18 protein-coding genes and 1 pseudogene are annotated in these 19403 nt (G+C 66.0%); 3 read left to right on the forward strand and 16 right to left on the reverse strand.

Annotated features, from left to right (window positions below; all coding sequences use genetic code 11):
* Window positions 1–7: 7 nt before the first annotated feature.
* The 9 genes from F4561_RS33790 to F4561_RS22410 all read right to left on the reverse strand — a co-directional run bounded on the left by F4561_RS33790 (window position 8) and on the right by F4561_RS22410 (window position 8482).
* On the reverse strand, window positions 8–1393 hold the full coding sequence (locus tag F4561_RS33790) for a tyrosine-type recombinase/integrase (RefSeq protein ID WP_312885451.1): 1386 nt from the start codon (window positions 1391–1393) through the stop codon (window positions 8–10).
* Complete coding sequence (locus tag F4561_RS22375) at window positions 1390–1563, reverse strand: helix-turn-helix transcriptional regulator (protein ID WP_184581309.1); 174 nt, start codon at window positions 1561–1563, stop codon at window positions 1390–1392. The genes F4561_RS33790 and F4561_RS22375 overlap by 4 nt, the downstream gene beginning before the upstream one ends.
* A gap of 38 nt (window positions 1564–1601) precedes the next feature.
* Window positions 1602–3275, reverse strand: a complete 1674-nt coding sequence (locus tag F4561_RS22380; protein ID WP_184581310.1) for a replication initiator — start codon at window positions 3273–3275, stop codon at window positions 1602–1604.
* Window positions 3275–4714, reverse strand: a complete 1440-nt coding sequence (locus F4561_RS22385) for an FtsK/SpoIIIE domain-containing protein (protein ID WP_184581311.1) — start codon at window positions 4712–4714, stop codon at window positions 3275–3277. The genes F4561_RS22380 and F4561_RS22385 overlap by 1 nt, the downstream gene beginning before the upstream one ends.
* A 378-nt stretch (window positions 4715–5092) precedes the next feature.
* Window positions 5093–5368, reverse strand: coding sequence for a hypothetical protein (locus F4561_RS22390; protein WP_184581312.1), 276 nt, complete (start codon window positions 5366–5368; stop codon window positions 5093–5095).
* Window positions 5368–5787 carry a plasmid replication, integration and excision activator gene (locus F4561_RS22395; RefSeq protein ID WP_184581313.1) on the reverse strand — a complete coding sequence of 140 codons (420 nt, stop codon included), beginning with the start codon at window positions 5785–5787 and terminating at the stop codon, window positions 5368–5370. The genes F4561_RS22390 and F4561_RS22395 overlap by 1 nt, the downstream gene beginning before the upstream one ends.
* 111 nt (window positions 5788–5898) lie before the next feature.
* On the reverse strand, window positions 5899–6630 hold the full coding sequence (locus tag F4561_RS22400) for a GntR family transcriptional regulator (protein WP_184581314.1): 732 nt from the start codon (window positions 6628–6630) through the stop codon (window positions 5899–5901).
* 74 nt (window positions 6631–6704) lie between these two features.
* Entirely contained in the window at window positions 6705–6995 is a 291-nt protein-coding gene (locus tag F4561_RS22405; RefSeq protein WP_184581315.1) for a hypothetical protein, read from the reverse strand.
* A 707-nt stretch (window positions 6996–7702) separates the two neighbouring features.
* Window positions 7703–8482 (reverse strand): GntR family transcriptional regulator, encoded by a 780-nt coding sequence (locus F4561_RS22410; protein ID WP_184581316.1) that lies wholly within the window; start codon window positions 8480–8482, stop codon window positions 7703–7705.
* Between the two features lie 30 nt (window positions 8483–8512).
* Here F4561_RS22410 and F4561_RS22415 point away from each other — a divergent pair, with 30 nt between their 5' ends.
* Window positions 8513–8959 carry an NUDIX hydrolase gene (locus F4561_RS22415; protein ID WP_246437261.1) on the forward strand — a complete coding sequence of 149 codons (447 nt, stop codon included), beginning with the start codon at window positions 8513–8515 and terminating at the stop codon, window positions 8957–8959.
* Between the two features lie 548 nt (window positions 8960–9507).
* Window positions 9508–10155 (forward strand): hypothetical protein, encoded by a 648-nt coding sequence (locus F4561_RS22420; RefSeq protein ID WP_184581318.1) that lies wholly within the window; start codon window positions 9508–9510, stop codon window positions 10153–10155.
* Window positions 10156–10539: 384 nt separating this feature from the next.
* Here the strand turns inward: F4561_RS22420 and F4561_RS22425 are convergent.
* The 4 genes and pseudogenes from F4561_RS22425 to eutH all read right to left on the reverse strand — a co-directional run.
* A pseudogene (locus F4561_RS22425) lies at window positions 10540–10751 on the reverse strand (IS5/IS1182 family transposase); the annotation flags it as partial.
* Window positions 10752–10758: 7 nt separating this feature from the next.
* On the reverse strand, window positions 10759–10896 hold the full coding sequence (locus F4561_RS32095) for a hypothetical protein (RefSeq protein WP_221445583.1): 138 nt from the start codon (window positions 10894–10896) through the stop codon (window positions 10759–10761).
* 288 nt (window positions 10897–11184) lie between these two features.
* Window positions 11185–12327, reverse strand: coding sequence for a TauD/TfdA family dioxygenase (locus F4561_RS33795; protein ID WP_184581319.1), 1143 nt, complete (start codon window positions 12325–12327; stop codon window positions 11185–11187).
* 29 nt (window positions 12328–12356) lie between these two features.
* Window positions 12357–12587: an ethanolamine utilization protein EutH gene (gene eutH, locus F4561_RS22440; protein ID WP_221445584.1), complete on the reverse strand. Its 231-nt coding sequence runs from the start codon at window positions 12585–12587 to the stop codon at window positions 12357–12359.
* Between the two features lie 790 nt (window positions 12588–13377).
* Between eutH and F4561_RS22445 the strand changes: the two genes are divergently transcribed.
* Window positions 13378–14808 (forward strand): APC family permease, encoded by a 1431-nt coding sequence (locus tag F4561_RS22445; protein ID WP_184581320.1) that lies wholly within the window; start codon window positions 13378–13380, stop codon window positions 14806–14808.
* Window positions 14809–15057: 249 nt separating this feature from the next.
* On the opposite strand, the gene F4561_RS22450 is transcribed toward F4561_RS22445, so the two are convergent.
* From F4561_RS22450 to F4561_RS22460, 3 genes are all read right to left on the reverse strand, one after another.
* Window positions 15058–16536, reverse strand: coding sequence for a S8 family serine peptidase (locus F4561_RS22450; RefSeq protein ID WP_184581321.1), 1479 nt, complete (start codon window positions 16534–16536; stop codon window positions 15058–15060).
* Between the two features lie 920 nt (window positions 16537–17456).
* Entirely contained in the window at window positions 17457–18119 is a 663-nt protein-coding gene (locus tag F4561_RS22455; RefSeq protein WP_184581322.1) for a response regulator, read from the reverse strand.
* Window positions 18119–19378, reverse strand: coding sequence for a sensor histidine kinase (locus F4561_RS22460; RefSeq protein ID WP_184581323.1), 1260 nt, complete (start codon window positions 19376–19378; stop codon window positions 18119–18121). The genes F4561_RS22455 and F4561_RS22460 overlap by 1 nt, the downstream gene beginning before the upstream one ends.
* Window positions 19379–19403: the final 25 nt, after the last annotated feature.

Below are 19403 nucleotides of genomic sequence, written 5' to 3' on the forward strand. Positions count from 1 at the left end.
CTCCACGCTACTTCAGTTCGTCGTCTATTCGCCCGAACCAGCGATCGTCGTCACCGTCCAGGCAGTGCGCGTAGACGCGGTACAGGACCTCCACGCTGTGCCCCGCCCACTCGGCCACGAGCGCTGGCGGAGTCCCGGCGTTCAGCCGCAGCGACACCCCCGCGTGCCGGAAGTCGTAGGGCTTGCGAGCCAACGGCGACCCCACCTGAGCGGCGGTGAACGCCTCTTTCCGCGCGTCCTGGAGAACCCGCCAGAGGGTTGACGGATGGTACTTCGCCCCCTTGTACGTCCGGAAGAGTCTCCCCTCCTCATCGGCCCCGTACGTGTCGATGTGTTCGCGGAGCAGTTTCACCAGCTCCGGGGGTATCGGCACCCGCCGCCGGGTATCGGCCGCACGTCCCTTGAGCCCCCGGTCCTCGTGAACCTCACCGTCATCGGTCCAGTCCCGGCCAGCGGCGGAGTGGACCGCTTCGAAGTCCAGCACGCCCCAGCCCTCTTCGGGAAGCTCGCAGGACTTCTCTTGCAGGGCGATGGCCTCTTGCGGCCGGAGCATCGCGTAGTACATGCACCCGTACAGCGCCACCAAGCGCGGCCCCTGGGTCCTACCGACCCGCCGAACCTGCGCCAAGAGCGCCCGCATCTGTTTCGCGTTCGCCACCCGACGCCGATCCACCGCGCTCACGACCGCAGGAGGCTTCCAGTCGTCCGCGTCCCTGCCATCGAGCGGATTCGCCCGCAGCCGCCCCAGCCGAACGCCGTACTTCAGCGCCCCGGCGAAGACTCGCCGACGCCGCCGGTAGTACTCCGGAGCGGCGCTCTTCCCGTCGAGCTTGCGGGAACAGGCATCCAGCGCCCTCGACACCATCCGCGACTCTTCCAGGGACGCGACCGGAACCGAGTTCCGAGCCAGCCAGCGCAACGCCGCCTCGACCTCTTGGGGCTTCGGTTCGTCCCGACGAGCCGCGTTGAACGCCCACTTACGAAGCGCCCGCCGGAGAACTGCAGCTTCAGGAGCGCCCCGCTGGGACTTCACCAGCACCACCGTGACAGCGGTCAGGGCCTCAGCTATGGAGATCCGTTGCTTTGCCGAGGAGCCGGCCCACTTGTGATCCACGTACGAGACCGCATGCTCGTACCAGGTCGCAGCGGCCTTGTCCCGCGCAAGCGAGTCCGGAAGCCCGGAGTCGATATCGAACGCCTCGTTATCCTTAGCCGCTTGCCGAAGATCACTCAGGAAGTTCTCGGCTCCGGGCTTGTTCTGGTACGTCTTCGACTTCTCACGGCCAGCGACGGTCCACCGCACCGTGTGTGAGACCACCTTGGTCTTGCCCGTCTTCGGATTCCGCTTCCGGTTCGTCTTGATGGTCCAGAACCGGACATCGTAGGACTTCACGCGGCACCCTCCCGACGGCTCTCCAGCCAGGCTTCGAGATCGCTTCGCCAGATGCGCAGTTCACCGTTGGGCAGCTTGATGCTGTCCGGAGAGTGACCAACCTCACGCCACCGGTAGAAGGTCCGACGCGAGACGTCCCCGAGTTCCTTCAGCACCTCAGGGACCGTCATCAGCCGGTCATCCTTGCGGAGGGGAACAGCCGTACCGTTCATGTGGCCCTTTCTGGGGTTACCGAGGGGTCGTGTTGCCGAGCGGAGTCGAGTTGGGAGCGGCGGTGTAAGGCGTCGCCGACGGCCCGGAGTAGGCGGTGTTCGCGTGGCGGGACGTCCGGGTCGGTGGGCCGGGCCAACTCCCAGACGTGGTTGCCGGAGGAAGCACGTAGGGGGACGGCGGCGCCCTGGTCGTGGTCGTCGTTGTTGGGATCGATGCCGAGGGTTTCTAGGACCCAGGTCAGCCGGTCGGCTTTGTGATCCGCCAACGTCTTGTTCGACCACTTTCGGGAGACCAGGACGCGGCGGCCGGCATAGCCGAGGTGTTCGCGCTTGTGTGCCTTCGAGCGGCAGCATCCGGGCCGCATGCCTGCTTTGGCGTTCTGGGGTTGGATGCCGTAGCGCAGCCAGTTGGAACACCGCGGGGAGCAGGGTTCGAACCGCAGCGCCTCGACGAGCCGGTCCACGTGGCGTTCCTGCGCATCGGTTTCGGCCGGGTGGCACTCGCCGACATCCTTGGTCAGGTATTTCGCGAGGTAGCGCACGCACCGGTCGGCATCCTGGCTTCCGGCGATGACGCCCTTTGCGTCCACCTGTGGCCCGAAGCGCACCACGTGGAAGGGTTCGGCGTCCGGGTCGGCGTCGAGGGCATCGAGGGCCTGTTCCCAGGTGGGCAGCACTTCCCCGGTTGCCGGGTCCACGTAGTTGGCGGTTTCCTCGTCGAAGGCGGGCAGGTTCTCCCCCGTGTAGACAGCCTTGTCGGCGTTGGGCCACCACACCTGGTGATAGGTCGCGGCGGCGATCTGGCGCAGCTCGGCGCGCGGGATGGTGCCCCGGGTTGCCATGTGCAGGTGCGGCGCCAGGCGGCGTTGGGGTTCCACCGTCGCGAAGTACTGGACATCGAACCCGGCCACCCGGCGCAGGTTCTGTACGAAGCGATCCACCAGCTTGGAGAAGTGCAACGCGTCGCGCGCGGCACGCCGGTAGTCATAGCTGGTCGGATCCACCGGGGTGCCGTCCGAGCGCACGCGCCCGTAGGAATCCAGCGTCAGGGTCACGAACAGCGACGGGCGAAACGTGCGCCCGCTGGCGGGATCCTCGAACGCACGCCCCACAGTGCGCCGGACCATGGGGCGCTTGGGAAGGTCGGGCGCGTCCTGGCGCCGCTTGGTCGAGCGCACCCGCCGCGGCGTCGAGGCCGACGAGGAGGAACCCCGAGACGCCGACCCGCGCAACCCCGAGGCCGTGATCTCGGCATCCCGGTCGGCGATGGCGGAGTCCAGCGCGGCCACCTGGTCAGGATCGGCCGCACCCGATTCGGCGAGCCGGTCCCGTTCGGCCGTCACCATGGCACGGCGTTCGACCCACGCGCGTTGCACCTCGGAGGGGTCATCCGGGGTGACCGTCGGTTCCTCAGCGAGGTGCCACCCCTGTTCGCACTGGCTGCGCCGGATCGAGCGCTTGCGCTTGGCACAGGCCGGACAGCGCGATTCCAACGTGGACCCGCACGGCACGTCCACGATTTCGGTTCGACCGGTGGCGAGATCGGTACGGCGTAGCGACACTGGCCGGATGCACACACCCTTGTCGGTGGCGACCTGCTCGGCCACCTCACGGGCCAGGGGTTGCGCCTGGCGTTCGGCGCGTGTGGTCTTGCCGGTGGGTGTGGGCATCAGGCGACCCCCGCACCGGGCACTGAGCGCAGCCCACGAGCCCCGTAGTCGGCCACCATGGCGGCGATGTCGTCGTCGGTGACGTAGGCGGCCCGCACCCGCACCGGGGCCGGGGAGCCTTCCAGGCGCACGAAGGCCACCCCAGGGACATCCGGGGCGATCAGGTGGGCGTTGGCGCCCCTCTCGCGGGCGTCCTCGCCGAGGACCATGTCCACCTGGGATGCCTCGTCCAGGCGCAGGGCGACCTTGTCCGGGAACAGGTTGCGCAGGTTCATGACCTCCTTGCGCGGGTCCTGCAGCGCGGCCAGCACACCAAACCCCACCGAACGCCCTTGACTGGTCAGGGTGGCAATCGCGTTCTCCGCGCGGCGCCGGATATCCCGATCCGGGTGGTAGGCGGTCAGGAACGCGACCTCGTCGAGGATGACCACGACGAACGGGTCATCGGCGGTAGCGGTGTGGGTGCGCTGGCGTCCGGCGTAGCGGGCGGCGCGTTCCTGCATGGCGTTCACAGCCGTTTCGAGCAGGCCCACTGCGGACTCCGCCGAGTCGGCATACCGGGCGAACAGGGCACGCCCGTAGGACAGCTCCATGCGTTTGGGATCGATCGCCCACACTTGCGCCGTGCCGTCCGCGATCGCTGGGAGCAGGGCGCGAATGGCTGACCAGATCACCGAGCCCTTCCCGGCCCCCGTAACACCCACCGTCAGGACATGGGTGCCGTGCAGCCGCATGCGCCAGGGCTGGCCGTCTTCCCGCAGCCCCATGGGCAGGGCGCACAGATCCACAGGACTGTGGACGGAAAGCGCGGCCAGGGGTTCGGCCAGCAGGTCACGGCGGGGGAACTCTAGGACCACATCACGCGGCCCCGCCACCGTCACACGGCACGAGGGGGCGGCGAACCCGTGGGCCAGCTCCACCACCCGGTTCTCAACGTCGGCCGGAGCAGTGCCGGCCACCAGGCGCACCCGGACCCGGTCGGCCCACTCCGTACAGGTCACCTTCCGGATCTGGGGAAGGTACTGGCGTTCCTGGTACGACTCGGCCAACCCGGCGACCACGAGAACCGGTTGCCAGTGGCGCCGATAGACCCACAACCACCGCCAGGCCGCCACCGCCCGCAACACCACCAGCGAGCGAAACGCGACCGGCCAGCGCCACCACCACACCCCCAGGCCCGCGCCAGCCAGCAACACCGCCACCGCGAGCCAGACCCAGCCGAGATAGTGAACGGTGGCCACCGAGCCCGCGAGCGTGGACACAGCCACCGGGAAGCGGAACGGCGCCAGCACCACCGACCGAACCGCCCGGTAGACCCACCGGGTGAGGAGGAAGACCGCCGGGGTCTCCACAACGGGGGTCGCGAACCGGATGGCATGCGCGGGAACCGGGCTGGTCGGTTGCACCTGGGCAGCTCCGGCGTTCCTGCTGTGGAACATCACCGACCACCCCCGTGGCTGGCGAACCGTGTCACCTCGACAGTTGCCAGCTCCGCAGCCGCCCGAGCGCGAGCAACCGCCACCTCGGCACGCGCAGCGGCCACCGCCACGCGCGACTCCGGCGAGTCAGCCCGAACAGCCTCCTGCTCCAGGACCGCAAGCTTGGACTCCCACGTGTTGACCACGTCCAGGTCCCGAGGAACGGGCCGCGCCCGTTGGACAGCGGCCGGGACACTGCCCCGCGGGCAAGCGCGACCGTGCTGGTCAGCCATAATGAACACACCTCTCCTGAAGTTCGTTGGTTTGAGCGCCATGGATGGGCAGGGAGGACCAGGGGCGGCCCTGATGCGTCACCATCGGGCCGCCCCGCTTCGTGTGTCAGGTCGCGCCAGGCTCGTTTGCCGACGCGGTGTGTACGTGGGCGAGACGTTCCAGCTCGGCCAGGTAGGACCGGGCTTGCGTGACCAGCTCACGCGCGAACCTCAGTTCGGCTTCACTGACCGGGCTATCGCGATCGGAGGGGCACAGGCTCACGCTCAGCTCGCCTCCGTGAAGCGTGAGGATGGGCTTGATGTCGGAGTACGTGAGGCACCAGGCCCGCGCCTCATCGCCGATCCGCAGCCCGAGACTGGCCCAGGTGGGCACGTGCTCCATCAGGCACCCTCCTTACCCGCAGCGTTGGCAGTCGGCTTACGCCCCGCCGCACCACCACCGGGGGACTTCACCCCACGCGCCCGCAACGAGTAGGCCACCCGGGGACGGCGCCCGTTGTCGTCCACGTAGGGCATCACCGACATGCGCTCGAACTCGATCGGGCGGAACGGCAGCCCAGGGACCTCATCGGGCAGGGTGGGGCACACCTCGGCGGCCACCTTGACCTTCACGCTCTTGGCCTTCCCGCGTGCTTCGGGGTCGGCGTCGATCACGTCGACGGCCCACAAGGGCAGGCCCGTGTCCTTGTCCATCTGCGGCTTCTTCGTCTCAAAGTCCGTGATCGCCTCCACTCCCAGCGCGTAGGCCCCGTGCGGGAACACCGTCCCGAACTCCACCGGCAACGCACCCTGAATCGCCACTCCGGCTCCTCCAATACATTCACTCAACTACTCGTTCGATCAAGTTGTGAGGTTAAAGTACCCAACTCATCTTGATTGGACAAGTGCATAAGTCGGGTGAATTGGGAGTAGTTAGGACGCGGGGTAGCTGTCTTCAAGTTCGTGCAGGTCACCCGGAAGACAGAGATCAGCAACCGCGATCACCGCATCGGAGGGGGCCAGGATCGTAGCCATCACCCCCAGTACCGGACTGCCCGCCTCCAGGCCCAATAGCCGAGCTTCTTCGCTGGCGGGTCGGCGTGCGGAGAGACGTTCGCTCACCCGGGCCGGGCGCAACTGCTTGATGGCCTGCAGGTGCCCCTTGACCCCGATCGCGATCGGCTCGGCTGCCTCCAGGTCGGATCCGTCAGCGATATCGAGCGGGAACCACAGCGAGACCAGCTCACTGGGAGTCTCGCCGTCATGGACCAGGCGTTGCCGAAGGATGGCCGGAGACTCGGCCGGTACTCCCAGTGCTTGCGCTACGCCCGGTGGGACACTGGCGCGCCCAGCCTGGGTAATGGTGGTCTCCTTGGTGTTCTCGGTGGCCTCGAACGCACTAACCCCCGCGTGCGAGCGCTCCGCCGCCTGCTCGGGCACGCCCTTGACGAAGGAGCCCCGCCCGTGCTCACGCTCGATCCAACCCTGCATGCTCAGGATCTGCAGCGCGCGCACCACGGTGGAGCGGCCAGCTCCGAACTCACGCACCAGGCGGGATTCCGAGGGCAGGAGTTCGCCCGGGGTGTAGGTGCCGTCCTCGATGCGCTCTTGGAGCGCTTGGACCACCTGCACGTACTTCGGCGGGGTGAACTCCCAGCTCGACATGAACGACCGCCCAACAACTCTAGTACTCGTGTAACCAAGCATCATAGTCGTTACCCCTGTGCCCTGTCAGGACGTCACGCAGTGACGCAGGGCCACAAGGTCAACGTCCGCCCGGACGAGTCCAGGTAGACCTCGACACCGTCGCGGCGCTGCCAGATACGGCCGTCACCCGCGTTCATCAGCCGCAGCAGCCCCAGCGGTTCCACGACGATGAGATCGGCCATCTGGGGCAGATGGAACACCCCGTCCAACCGGGCGAACTGACGCGCAGCGGTAATGCTGCCCGCGTGCCCGTACAGCAGGTGGGCGCCACCGTTGGACAGATCCGGCGAGGCGGCAGCAGTGGCAGAAGGCGAGTCATTCACAGCGACACCCCCAGCCGCGCCAGGGCAGCGAGACCGGCCAACTGGTCAAATGCCGCATCCGTCGCCGCCCGCTTACGTTCGAGGGCGAGCACGTAGGGACGCACGGACGCGCTCCGTCGGCGACCGCGTCGAAGGCGGCGATAGGGCGATATAGGGTTCCTCATGTCAGCGCTCCAATCCAGCGTTGACCGCGCCCCCGGACGGTTGCCGCCGTCGCGGGGGTCCAACGTTCACTCGGGGTACTCAAACCGCAGGGACGAGGATGGAGCCGCGTTCTCTCAGATCGCTCCTGCGGCCTTGCGGGATGTATCTAGTCATCCAGAAGCGGCCAGTCCGGTTCCACCGCAGGGCAAACAGGTGACGGTACGGCACCCGCTTCCGGATGCGCCGGAACCGACGACCACCAGCTTTCGCGGGCGTACCGTCTTGCGGCCCCGTCCACGGCAGGACCGGCACCGCGGTGGTTCTGCTGCAGCCACGGAATCCACAACACGCTCTTTTCTGACCGAGCGGCGGCTCTGTGCCGACGAGATGCGCGACGCAGGCCGTCCGGACTGACAAGGGGGTTGACGGATCTCTACTTATCTACATGAGATGATCATAGTTACTCATGTATATAAGCTGTACGAACAGAGTGACGCACTCATGTACATGAGTCAACCCGCTAAGTGAAGAATCTCCGAGGGAGGTCCGGACGACGAGGGCGGTCAGTCGGTGGCGGGAATGCGGTAGTCGAGTACGAACTGGTCAGCGGCCATGATCGTGTCGCAGACCTCAACCACCCGACCCGTGGTGATCACAGCGTTGCGCGTCAGGTGGATGATGGGTGAGCCAGGACTGAGACTGAGCGCGGTCGCCTCCTGCTTGGTAGCCAAGCGTGCCCGTACCGTCTCGGTGTACTCCAGGAACTTGTGGCCGTGCTCTTCGAGCCGGGCATAGATGCCCCCGCCGCCGGGGTTCTCCTCGAACAGCTCAGGGATATCGCGAGCCACGTCCCACGGCAGGTACGAAGTCGCTTCCTCGGTGGCCATTTCGTCACTGAAGTACAGGCGCCGACGAGCGAGCACCTTGGCGCCCTCCTCAACGGCCAGGCGCTCGGCGATCTCGGCCGGAGCAGCGACAGGCCCGACGGACAATACGTTGACCGTCGCCTTCACCCCGGCCTGCTCTGTCTCGGCGATGTAGGCGGCTTTGCCCGCTGCTCGATGCGAGCGCCGGAACCGGTCCGAGGACTTGCGTGTGACCGGCGGTCGGGACTTCACGAAGGAGCCTTTGCCCTGGTACGTCGTTACCAGCCCGGACGTGCGAAGCTCAGCGACCGCTTTGCGGACCGTGCCCGAGGAGACGCCGTAGCGTTCCATGAGCGTCGCCTCACTGGGAAGCTCTTCAGCAGGAGCAAGGCGCCCGTCCTTGATCTGCTCCTCCATATCGCTGGCGATCTGGAGATACCTTGGCTGCGCCGACCTCGCTCCTACTGTGCTCGCCATAGTCCTTCAGTTCCTCCTATGCTCCTGTATATGAGTAACAGCACCGGAGATGGCCAGTCAACGCCGCTGCACTCGGTATCCGTGGCCGGGGCAGTGGTCCGGGACGACGGCCGGCTACTGGCGATCCGCCGCACGGACAACGGCACTTGGGAGTTGCCCGGCGGCGTGCTGGAAACCACCGAAGCCCCAGAGGACGGCGTCATCCGGGAAGTCTGGGAAGAGACCGGCATTCGCGTCGAAGTCGACCAGCTCACCGGGGTCTACAAGAACACCACGCGCAGCATCGTCGCCCTGGTCTTCCGCTGCAAACCATCCGGCGGAGTCGAGCGCCCCTCATCCGAAGCAACCGCCGTCGAATGGCTCACCCCCGAACAAGTCACCGAACGCATGTCCGAGGTCTACGCGATCCGACTTCTGGACGCCCTCGACTCGAACGGCCCCTACGTTCGCACCCACGACGGTAGACACCTGAGCTAGAAGGCACGCACGTTGCCGAATCAGGCTATGTGAGATCAAGGCGACGGCGCTTCGCGCCGCCGCTCCGGCCTGCCGTCCGCCGCTCGGGCTGCGGGCTGCCGCCCGGTCCCGAGCGCGCGGCCGGCGGCCGGGGAGCACACAGAACAACCGTCGCCGGACCACACTCGGCCCCAATCGGCCACGGGTCGGGGCGCACCTGGGGCCGGGGTTCACCGAACTGTTTCGGAGCCAAATCCGGCGGGTCCCTCAAGGACCAAGCCGGGGGCCAGGGGCGGAAAAACACGGGGCAGGCCAACGGCCCGCCCCCAAGTGGCGCAAGGATACTTGGCCCCCGGCATGGTCCTTCCCACCGGATTCAGCACCACCGCAACAGTTCGTCAAACCCCTACATCACACGCAACCGATCCCGGCAATGAAGTAGTGTGAGGCCTTACCATGCACATGGTAATGATTTGTGTATTCAAAGATCCGACGCTCATTAGGTCGCCTCCGGGGTCCGTTTCAGTGAGCCCGGATTTTTTAGATACTGGCCACCCCTTCCGTCTTTCATGAAACGGCAAATCAAGGACAGTGAGGAAAATGTGGAGACTCCACAATGTCAAACCAGCCCTTCAAGCGAGAAGTGGTCCATAAGGGCATTTCTCGTATTTATGGGATTGTTTGTCATTGGCGGGTTGTCCGTGGAAGCGCTTTCTATGGCGGGAATGCCAGAGGAATCTGCGCGATATATCCGTGGAATAGTACTAGCATTGACTGGCTTGTCATTTCTTGGGTTCATATTTACAATGACCCTCTATATTTCTAAGACACAAGCAACACATTTGTCCACCTCTGATTATTTCTTCTGGGGGACACTTGGCGTCGGGATAACGTATCTACTTCTTGTAGGTGCAGACGCAAGTGGGTCCTTGATAATTATTGTTAAAAAGATTCTCGAGGTCCTGATTTCATCGTTCGCCATCCTTACGGTTGTCTTCAAGGTCCGTGATAATGCAGCCAGGATGGCTAGCTGGACTGCCATGTTGGCTAGATTCATTGGCGCTGGATTTGCAGGTGTTAGATCAAGTGAATCTGCGATCTATAATCGAATGGAAAACAATAATGTCAACGCAGTAGGGATTGTTCAGGCGGATTCAATAAATAGCGTAAACATTTACAACAATTCACCTGATCAGGTTGATTTGAATCGCGATTGACGCCTGACGCGGAAAGGTACTGGATGCTTGAAAACCGCACCGCTGGCACTCCTGGTCCCGTCTTCCCTTCCGTGGCGGAACATACGCGGAATCCCTGGAAGAACGGACCCGCGAGACGCCGATTCCACCGCAGGTCAGGCACGGATCCACGACGAAGCGCCATCCGGCCTCCGGAGCCGTGTGCGGAGGTTCGAATCCTCCAGGGGGCACAGCAAAACCCGAGGTCATAAGGATTCAGGCTGCAGATCGCAGATCGAGGAGCCCCACCTGGGTCCCAGGTAGGGCCCGCGTGGGACCCCACCCGCACCGCCTCCCTGCGCCGTCCACGGATGTGCGGCCCTTTCCGCGGATTTCCTCCAGCACCAGCGTCGCGGTTCGCTCCACTGCTGACTGCACCAATATCAGGTTCCTCCGCCAGTACACAGCGACCAGCAGGACCCGGTCCTACGGCGGTAGGCTCCACGGCCGTCCCTTGCACACGGGGCCTGCGCGCCCTCGTGTCGCAACACGGTGATCAGCTTGCCGAACTGCCGCGGGCTCAGTCCGCTGAACGGGGATGTCCGGAAAGGCTCCGACGCCGTGAGCACACCAGTCACTGCGTGATCATTCCACTGCTTCAGGTGCTCCCTGCTCGAAAGCGAGGCGGCAGCGTTCAACCTGCTCGGCCACCTGCTCCATGAACCAGCACATGATCTCGTAGGGGACGACGTGCTCGTCGTGGATGTGGACGGTCGGCTCCATACCCGGGTCCTCGCCGGGTATCACGGCCACCACGAAGACAGTTCCAGGTAGGTGAGTCTCTGCGTAGGGAGTCTCAGCCCACGCAGCCGGGGCCGGTACGGCCTCGCTCAGCTCCACACACCAGGCATCCGTCCGGCAAGGCGTAGTGGAACTAGTTGGCGTAGTGACGGCCTGCATGAACGCGCAGCTCTGGCATGCCCACAGGCTGCCATAGCCGGCACGTCGTAGTCTCGCGAATATCCGCTCACCACCTGGTGCCACACCCACCGACCATTTACGAGAGAGCCCTTAGGCTGCCCTGATGTTGATCCGCTTCAACCAACGGTCGGTTCCGTCGTAGCGCGCGACGAAGGAATTCCTTTTGTGCGCCACACGATGGTTGTTCAGGATGACGTGGTCACCCACGTCGAGTGCGCATTCGACCTGGTTCTTCTCCATGCTCTCGTGCATCGCCCGGAACGCGCGAACGGAATCGTCGCCCCGGGGTTCCATGTGGGAGGCGTCGAACCGAAGCAGGGGGCGCTCCCTGGAGCCGAACAGGACGGCCGTCGACTCCCGGTCACGAAACCTCTTCTCGATATCCTCGAAATTCCGATCCGGGTGGCCGGACTCGTCCGCGTTGTTCTCCGGCAGGTGCGAGTCATCCGGAATTATTCGAAAATTCTCCTTAAACAGGAGATCGAGATCCTGCTCGCTCAGCTCGCCTGGATCCGGCCGTGAGACAACCAGCGGAACAGAATTCGGATTCCTCAGGGACGCCAGAACAAGGTAGTCAGCGCGCCCCGAGTGAAAGGCGTCCTCGGTGTGGAAGGTGAGTGGAAGCTTGCTTCCGTTTCCCAGTCGCTCCTGTTCGTAACCCCTGATCGGAAAGACGTCGTTGACCAGGTTCCCGTTCTGCTGGGTCGGCCAGGTGAACGGTTCGCCGATCAGGTGACTGTAGAAGAGGAGCGGTATCTCCTCCGGGAACTCCCGATTCGGCCTGGGGCGGTACCGCCAGTCCGCGGGAGTTTTCCCGATGCGGTCATCGTCGACTAAGTGCCCTCTGATCACACAGTAGTCAAACCTGGCTCCGCGCTTGAATTCGACAAGGAAGTCCTGAACACGTTGAGGAATATCACGGGCCATTTCTCGAGTTTCCGTGAAAAATGACCCGGCGGACATCGATGAGTGTCGCTTCGCGACCTTCAGGGAAAGGTCGCCGATATGACGGCTCTCTTTTTCGGTCAGGGTCAGCTCACCATGCAGAATTTTCTCGCTGTCGATTCCCATCATCCTTCTCAGTGGATCCGCCCAGGCCGGTCTCGGGCAGCCTAGGGCGGATACCACCGAAAAAAGAATATTTCTCAGAGTTACATTGTTCTTTCTCGACGCGAAGAGGCAGGTCACGGTCCCGCACTGGCCCGGCCCCTGACACCGGGAGACGCTGGTCACACGGTTGGTGTCACCGGGTTGTCGGGACCTCATCCGCGGCGTCCGGGGAATGGCCGGCCGCCGTTGATGCCGCTGGCGAGCTTGCCAAGGACGAGCGGGACGACCATGGTGAGCTGGAAGTTCGCGGTGAACGCGAGGTGGTCGCCGACGGTGAACGCGGCGCAGACCGCGAACGCGATCGTGAGCACCTTGTCCCGCGGCGGCATCGACTGGACCACGCGGAACAACGCAAGCACGTTCGCGGCTCCCGCCAGCAGCACGACCGCGGCGATGCTAATACAGCGGGTTCAGTGGGAGATGTCCATCGCGATCACTCCCCCGCGCCCTGGTTGTCGCTGCCGGAGCCGAAGTAGCCGTCCCGGCGAACCTTCGTGTGCGCTGGGAGGAGTTCAATGTGTGGCCCCTCGATGACAGGCTGGAGGTTCGTATTCTGTCGGGTAAGGGGCACCTTGCCGACATCGCGCGAACCTCCTCCCCACTTGTGGAGGCTTCGCCGTGTCGCTGGAGCGGTACGCGAAACACCGGCTGGACCGCGCGTCGGCCGGTGATGCGTACTTCGGCGACCAGGTTCTGGATCAGGTTCTTCGTGGCGGCCGGCCTGCCGTTGCTGATCGCGTCATGGACAGTGGCGCGCGTGGCGGCCGGTTCCTTGGCCCGAGGCTCGCACACCCTCTGTTGCTAGTCCGGCGGTGCCGGCGGGCGATCGCAGCGCGCCGAAGCGCACACAGCCAAGGCCCGCCGGGCCCCGACCCGGCGCCAGAGGCGCGCCAGGGAACCCGTCCGTGTAATCACCGGTTCCGCCGATACCCGACCGCGGCGGTACTCATCGGATGCCCAGGTGATCGCCTTCTACCGCTTGGTACGAGGAACGTAGCGGCCGTGCCTCCGGTCAATCCTCATTGACATACCGACTAGTCGGTGTCAACGTAGCGCAGGTCCACATCACCGGAAGCCACGGTCGGGGCCTCGTTGATCGCCTGCGGGGCACACGAACCGGCAACCGTCTGGTTGCGTTCGTGCCGACTTCGCGACGAGCAGGAGGAAAACCGAATGGCGGAGCCCTCCGCAGGCAACCAACCCATGGGCCGGAGGATCGGGCCTCTCGGCGGCATGGTCCTGATGACCGGTACGGTCGTCGGCATCAGCGTCTTCGTCCTGCCGGGCGAGCTGATCGGCGTCGCGGGACCGAGCATCACGCTCGCGCTGGCCCTCACCGCGATCCCCATGGTGTTCTCGATACTCGCGTTACTCCAGCTCGGCGGCGCCATGCCGGTCGCGGGCGGCCAGTACGTCTACCCGTCGCGCCTGGTGAGCCCGTTCTGGGGGTTCGTATCGCTCTGCGCGATCATCCCGGCGATCTGGTCGACGCTGCTGTTCACCGCGGTGGGCTTCGCCGAGTTCACCCGCTTCTTCGTCGACATACATGCCGGCATCCTGGCCACCGGTGTGTTGCTGGCCTTTCTCGTCCTCAACCTGAGCGGCGTGCGGCTGGTCACCGGCATCCAGTTCGCCATGGTGTGCGGCATCTTCCTTGGCGCGCTGGCCTTCATCCTGCCGGGCGCGGGCCAGGTCGACCTCGGCAACTACAGCCCGCTCATGCCGGCCGGGGTTGGCCCCTTCCTACTCGCCATCGTCTCGCTGTATATCCCGTTCCAGGGATACTCGATGATCGTCGAGCTCGGTGAGGAGCTCAAGGATCCGGTCAAGAACATCCCCCGGGTGCTGGCGATCGGGATGGCGCTGGCCGTGCTGCTCTCGATCGGGCTCGTCGGCGTCTTCGCCGGTCTCGATTCCTGGCGGGACCTCGCCGAGTTCGGAGGCGGCGGCATCGCCGAGGCAGCGGGCCGGTTTCTGCCTCCCGTGGTCGGCGCGGCGGTCGCCGGTGCTGCCATCCTCGGCGCACTGACCACCGTGAACTCGCTGATCATCTCCTACTCGCGCACGCTCATGCGGGCGAGCCGGGATCAGGTCCTCTCCAGCAAGCTCGCCGAGCTCCACCCGCGCACGAACGTGCCGCACCGGGCCATCGCCGTGCTGGTCGTCCCCCCGATGGTGGCCGCGGCCTTCACGCCGGACGTCGTCCTTCTGACGACCTTCCTCGGGATGATCATCCTGTACGGGAACGTCGTGACCGCGTTCGCGCTGTGGAACCTGCCCAAGCGTTTCCCGGAGCACTACCAGCACTCGATGTACCGGCTGCCGATGCCCCTGCTCAAGACGGCAGCCATCGTCAGTGCCGCGATCGCGGTACTGCTGTGGCTGGTGGTTCTCGCCGGCTCGCCCGGCGTGTTCGCGGCAGTCTGCGCGGTACTGGCCGCCGGCGCGGTCGGCTACTTCCTGCGGCGCCGCGCGCTGCTCCGGCACGGCGTCGACCTGAGCGACCGGTTGCGCCACCTCCACTCGCACGAGACCCGCGGCGCCAGCGCGGACTCCCCGCCGGAACCGCTGCCCAATGGCCCAACCGCTCAGGGCGCTCATTGACTGGGAAGGACCGGGGCGGGGAGTTCCCGCGGTAGATCGCCTCCGCAGGCCATAAGCGTTCCTCCGGACGGCCTCCGGAGCCGTGCCGCGGAGGTTCGAACCCTCCAGGGGGCACCTTACTGAGCACCAAGGAACCCGGTTGACCAGGTACAACGCTGGTCACCGGGTTTTCTTTCGGGTGCGGTCGTGTGCCGCTGAGAGCAGCCGGTCGCGAGAGTGCCCGGAATAGTGGCGTGTCGAGGGTACTGGTCAGCGCGGCGGTGGCACGGTGCTCAGGTCACGCGGGGTGATGGAGCGGGCCATCGCGCAGGCTGCCGACGCGTCGACAACGCCCGCGCCGGTCGCACCGTCGTGCCCGGGCCCCGCGGGTTGGCCCATGTGGCTGCTGCCCTTCTGGACGTCGCGCGCCGAAGACTTGAGCACGGCCTTGACGAGCTCCGGCGACAGGCCGGGCTGGACCTGCTTGAGCAGGGCGCAGACTCCGGCGATCTGCGGTGAGGCCGCGCTCGTGCCACTGATTGCCGCCCAGCCGTCGCTGGGGGTGGTCTGGTCCCCCGTGGGGAAAGTGCCACCGGCGAGACCGGCGTCGATCTCGCAACCAGGTTGCACCGGCAGCATGATGTATATGCCCTTCGGTTGCTGACCGACCAGGCCACACACGTCGGGGACGTGCCGTCCGGGGTATACGAGGCTGTCGAAGCTGCTCGCGTAGTCCGAGGCCATCAGGTCGAGGTCCGCCCCCTGCAGCGTCGCCTGCGCGTAGACACCGCCAACCGCGATCACCTCCGGCATCATCGCGGGGAAGGCGACCTGGCCGTTCCCACCCGAGAAGCACACCGTGATGCCACGGTTGCGGACCGCGTCCTCAACCGCGATCTCCAACGGCTTCAGGAAGTTGGGCAGTGTGGTCGTGTCGGGGAGGTGGTAGCCCCAACTGTTGGTCATCACCGCCGGATACAGGTCGGCCGCCGTCTTGAAGGCCAAGGTGGCGTTACCCCCCATCTTCACGCCGACGAAGTCAACATCGCGTGCGGCGGCGAAGATGTTGGCCGCCTCGGCGGTGCCGTGGCCGTTCTCGTCCTGCTCCATGTGCATGGCGTCGGGCGCGAGGGTGACGTTGTAGTTGTAGCCGTGCCATTCATAGAAAGGGTGCTTATAGAAGCCGGTGTCGGTCATGGCCACGAGCACACCGCGTCCGGTGACACCGTGCTCGTGCGCCCCGCTGGCACGCAGGATGAGCGCCACGTCGTCTGGCACGCGCAGGTGGAAGTAGGAGGGTTGCGGAGGCAGTGGTGCCCCGAGGAACTGCGGCGGGGTCTGCGGGTAGGCGCGCTCGACCAGTGGGGACAGGGAATCGGGAATGGTGAACGGCTCGTCCGCGACGTGGGAGAGGTAGCTGATGGCCGCCCTATCGCGGGACGGCTCGCCGGTTTCCGTGTCGTACAGGTTGCGCGTGCGCCGTGCGACCCGGGTGTGGAACGTCTCCTCCCACAGGGACCGCGAGCATTCCCCACTGATGGAGTACTTTCCGACGTGCCGGATCGTCAGGCCGAGCCGTTGGAACTCGATGGCGGCCCGCGTAGCACGCCCAACAGGGGGTGCGAGTTCGTCGAGTGAGGCCGTCTGAATGGCGGAGGGCTCCTCGAACACCGAGATATCCGACCGTGGACGCACCGCCGCCTCGAAGTAGACGGTCTCCGTGGCACGCTCCGTCGCGGAAGCCTGCATGTCAGTCCCTTTCTGTCGAACACGGAACAGGAAAATATCTAGAAAAACTCCGGAGGCTCGGTGAAATAAACCCCGTTAACGAGCCCTCTCAGCCCGGACGGTATTTCTGGTTCTTCGGGCTGTGGCTTCGGAAACCCGGGACCATGTCCTGGCGAGGTATCTTCGTCCTCGCCCGTGAACGAAATTCCGAATACACGGAGCCACAACTCGCGCGACCCGGTGACACTGATCGTGGGACCGACGTGTAGCACACGGAACCCCAGCCGCTGCAGGGCGCTGGCAGCACTTCTCTCTCGGCCGGATTCGGCCCGGACCTCCGCCGGGATCGCATTACGCACGCCAGTCCCTACCTCTGGAGCAACATTTCCGGTTGATTGGTACCCAATCTTCGAACTCCGAACGCGAGCACTCATAAAATAGAGGTAATATCTGGGATGCACGCGCCGTGCTAACGACCGATCCAGCGATTGACCCAATCATCAATAAATAGAATTATTTTCACGAAAAAACACGGAAAAATGGTACGTCGACCGGAAGCAACTGGCCCCCGCACCGTTGGGGCCACCTCGGTGATACCTCCTGCTCAATCTCCGGGTTTCCACGCCGCGACCTCGTGCCAGCGAGCGTGGGCGTCACGGCGGCTTGGCCCGCAGAAGACGCGCCGGCGGAGAGCCCGCGCAGGACGAGCAGCGGTGCGCCGTCGGCACTGTCTCGGGTACGGCCGAGTGTGGAGTCATGCGCCGAGTGTCAGTCGCGCGGGCTGCCCGCTGCGAGACGGGGCAGCTGAGCCTGGGGTTTGCCGTCTCCGTACTGCTGGACCCACTGCCCGTTGTGCTGGGCCACTTCGGGGCGCAACGACCGGACGCGCGAACGGCTCCGGAGCCGTCGCGATAGGGCTGCTGGTCGAGCTCGCCGGACTCTCAGTCGGCCTCGGCCATCAGGCCGCTCGTGTAGGCCCACGCCGCGATCTCCACGCGGTTGCGGGTCTGTAGCTTGGCCTGGATGCTGCCCAGATGGGTCTTGACGGTGCTGAGGGACACGAACAGGTGCCCGGCGACCTCGGTGTTTGTCAGTCCTTGGGCGACCGCGCGGGCGATGTCGACCTCGCGGTCGGTCAGGCCGTGCGGGTGCGGCTCCGGGGCGCTCTGCCGGCCCTTACCGGCGAAGTGCCGTAGCAACCGCACGGTGATCTGCGGCGACACCAGCGCGTCACCGCGGGCCGCTGCCCGCACCGCCTCGATGAGCATCGCCGGTCCCGCGTCCTTCAGCAGGAAGCCCACCGCGCCGCCTTCGAGGGCCGTGTGCACGTACTCGTCAACATCGAACGTCGTCACCACGACCACCCGCAGTGGCTCAGTCGTCTGCGGCCCGGCCAGGCGGGAGGTGACTTCCAGGCCGTCCAGTCCGGGCATCCGGATATCGAGCAAGCTCACATCGGGGCGGAGCTCGCGGGCCAGGCGCAACGCCGTCACGCCGTCGCCGGCCTCGGCAACCACATCGATGTCGCGTTCGGCCTCCAGGATGAGTCGGAAGCCATTGCGAACCATGGTCTGGTCGTCGGCCAACAGTACTCGGATCGCCACTATGCCTTCTCTGACGTGGGGAGACCGGATACGGGCAATTCCGCGCGCACTCGCCAGCCGGGCCCACTGCGGGCCGGTCCCGCACTGGCCTCACCGCCGAGCAACCGCGCCCGCTCCGCCATCCCGACCACTCCGTGCCCTCCGCCACCCGTGAACGACGAGGCGCTGCCCTGGCCATTGTCGCGCACTTCCAGGTTCGCCTGTCCGGCTCCCACCGCGACGTTGACCGTAACGTCGGTCGCATCGCGCGCGTGACGCAGCGCGTTGGTCACCGCCTCCTGGCTGATGCGCACCACCGCCGCGCCGACGTCCGCGGGAAGGTCGTCCACCGGGCCTGACACGGTCACGTCGACGCGCGGGAGCCCCGCGCCCGGCGCCTGCTCCAGGCCCCGCAGTGCCTCGGTGACACCACGGCCGTCCGTCACCGGCGCATCCTCCGCGACGCGCAGCGTCGCCACCAGTCGCCGCATCGACGCCAGTGCCTGCCCAGCCGACCGTTCGATCTCCGGCAGCACGGCCTGCGCGCGCTCCGGCGTCCCGTCGGCGATGTACCGTAGCGCCTGCGCCTGCACCACGATCCCGGTGAGCTTATGGGCCACCTCGTCGTGCAGGTCGCGGGCAACAGAGAGGCGTTCCTCCTGGCGCGCCCGGGCCACCTGGGAACGGCGCTGGTCGTCGCGCCACCGCAGATAGAGGCCAGGCGCCAGCCCCAGGACCACCGCCAGTACCGCCGTGCTGAGCAAGCCCTCCGAGGACTCCGGGATATCGATGTTGCGCAGCGCGTCCGACAGCAGCGCCGACACGGCCACCGCGGCGACCCCCACGATGGGCAGCGGTGCGCAGCGGAAGGCGACGACCGCCAAGACCAGCAGGAGCCCCGCCAACTCCGCGGTTGTGAACGGGTAGCCGAAGTACTCGCCGGTGGGCAGCGGCGCCAGCATCGCCGACGCGGCGATGGGGACCGCCGCCGCCACGACCGCGCCGGCGGCCGTGGCCGTCCGCCCAGGCCGCAGCGAGACCAGTCCCACCACGACAGCCACCACGACCGCGCCGGACACGACCGGAAGCACGTTGAAGTCGGAGCGCGGTGGTCCGCCCCACACCGCCGCTGGGATTTGCCGGGCCCCCACCAAGTTAAGCAGGTCGCCAACCCACGCCCAGCCCAGCAGCACGACCGCACCGCCCGACAGAGCCCACGAGCGAATCCGGTCCACGGCGGCCGGAGACACAGCACGCCCCCGGGGAAGCAACCATCGCATGCGACCAGGCTAGCGAGACATCCGG

The sequence above is a fragment of the Lipingzhangella halophila genome (assembly GCF_014203805.1).
GTDB classification, from domain to species: domain Bacteria; phylum Actinomycetota; class Actinomycetes; order Streptosporangiales; family Streptosporangiaceae; genus Lipingzhangella; species Lipingzhangella halophila.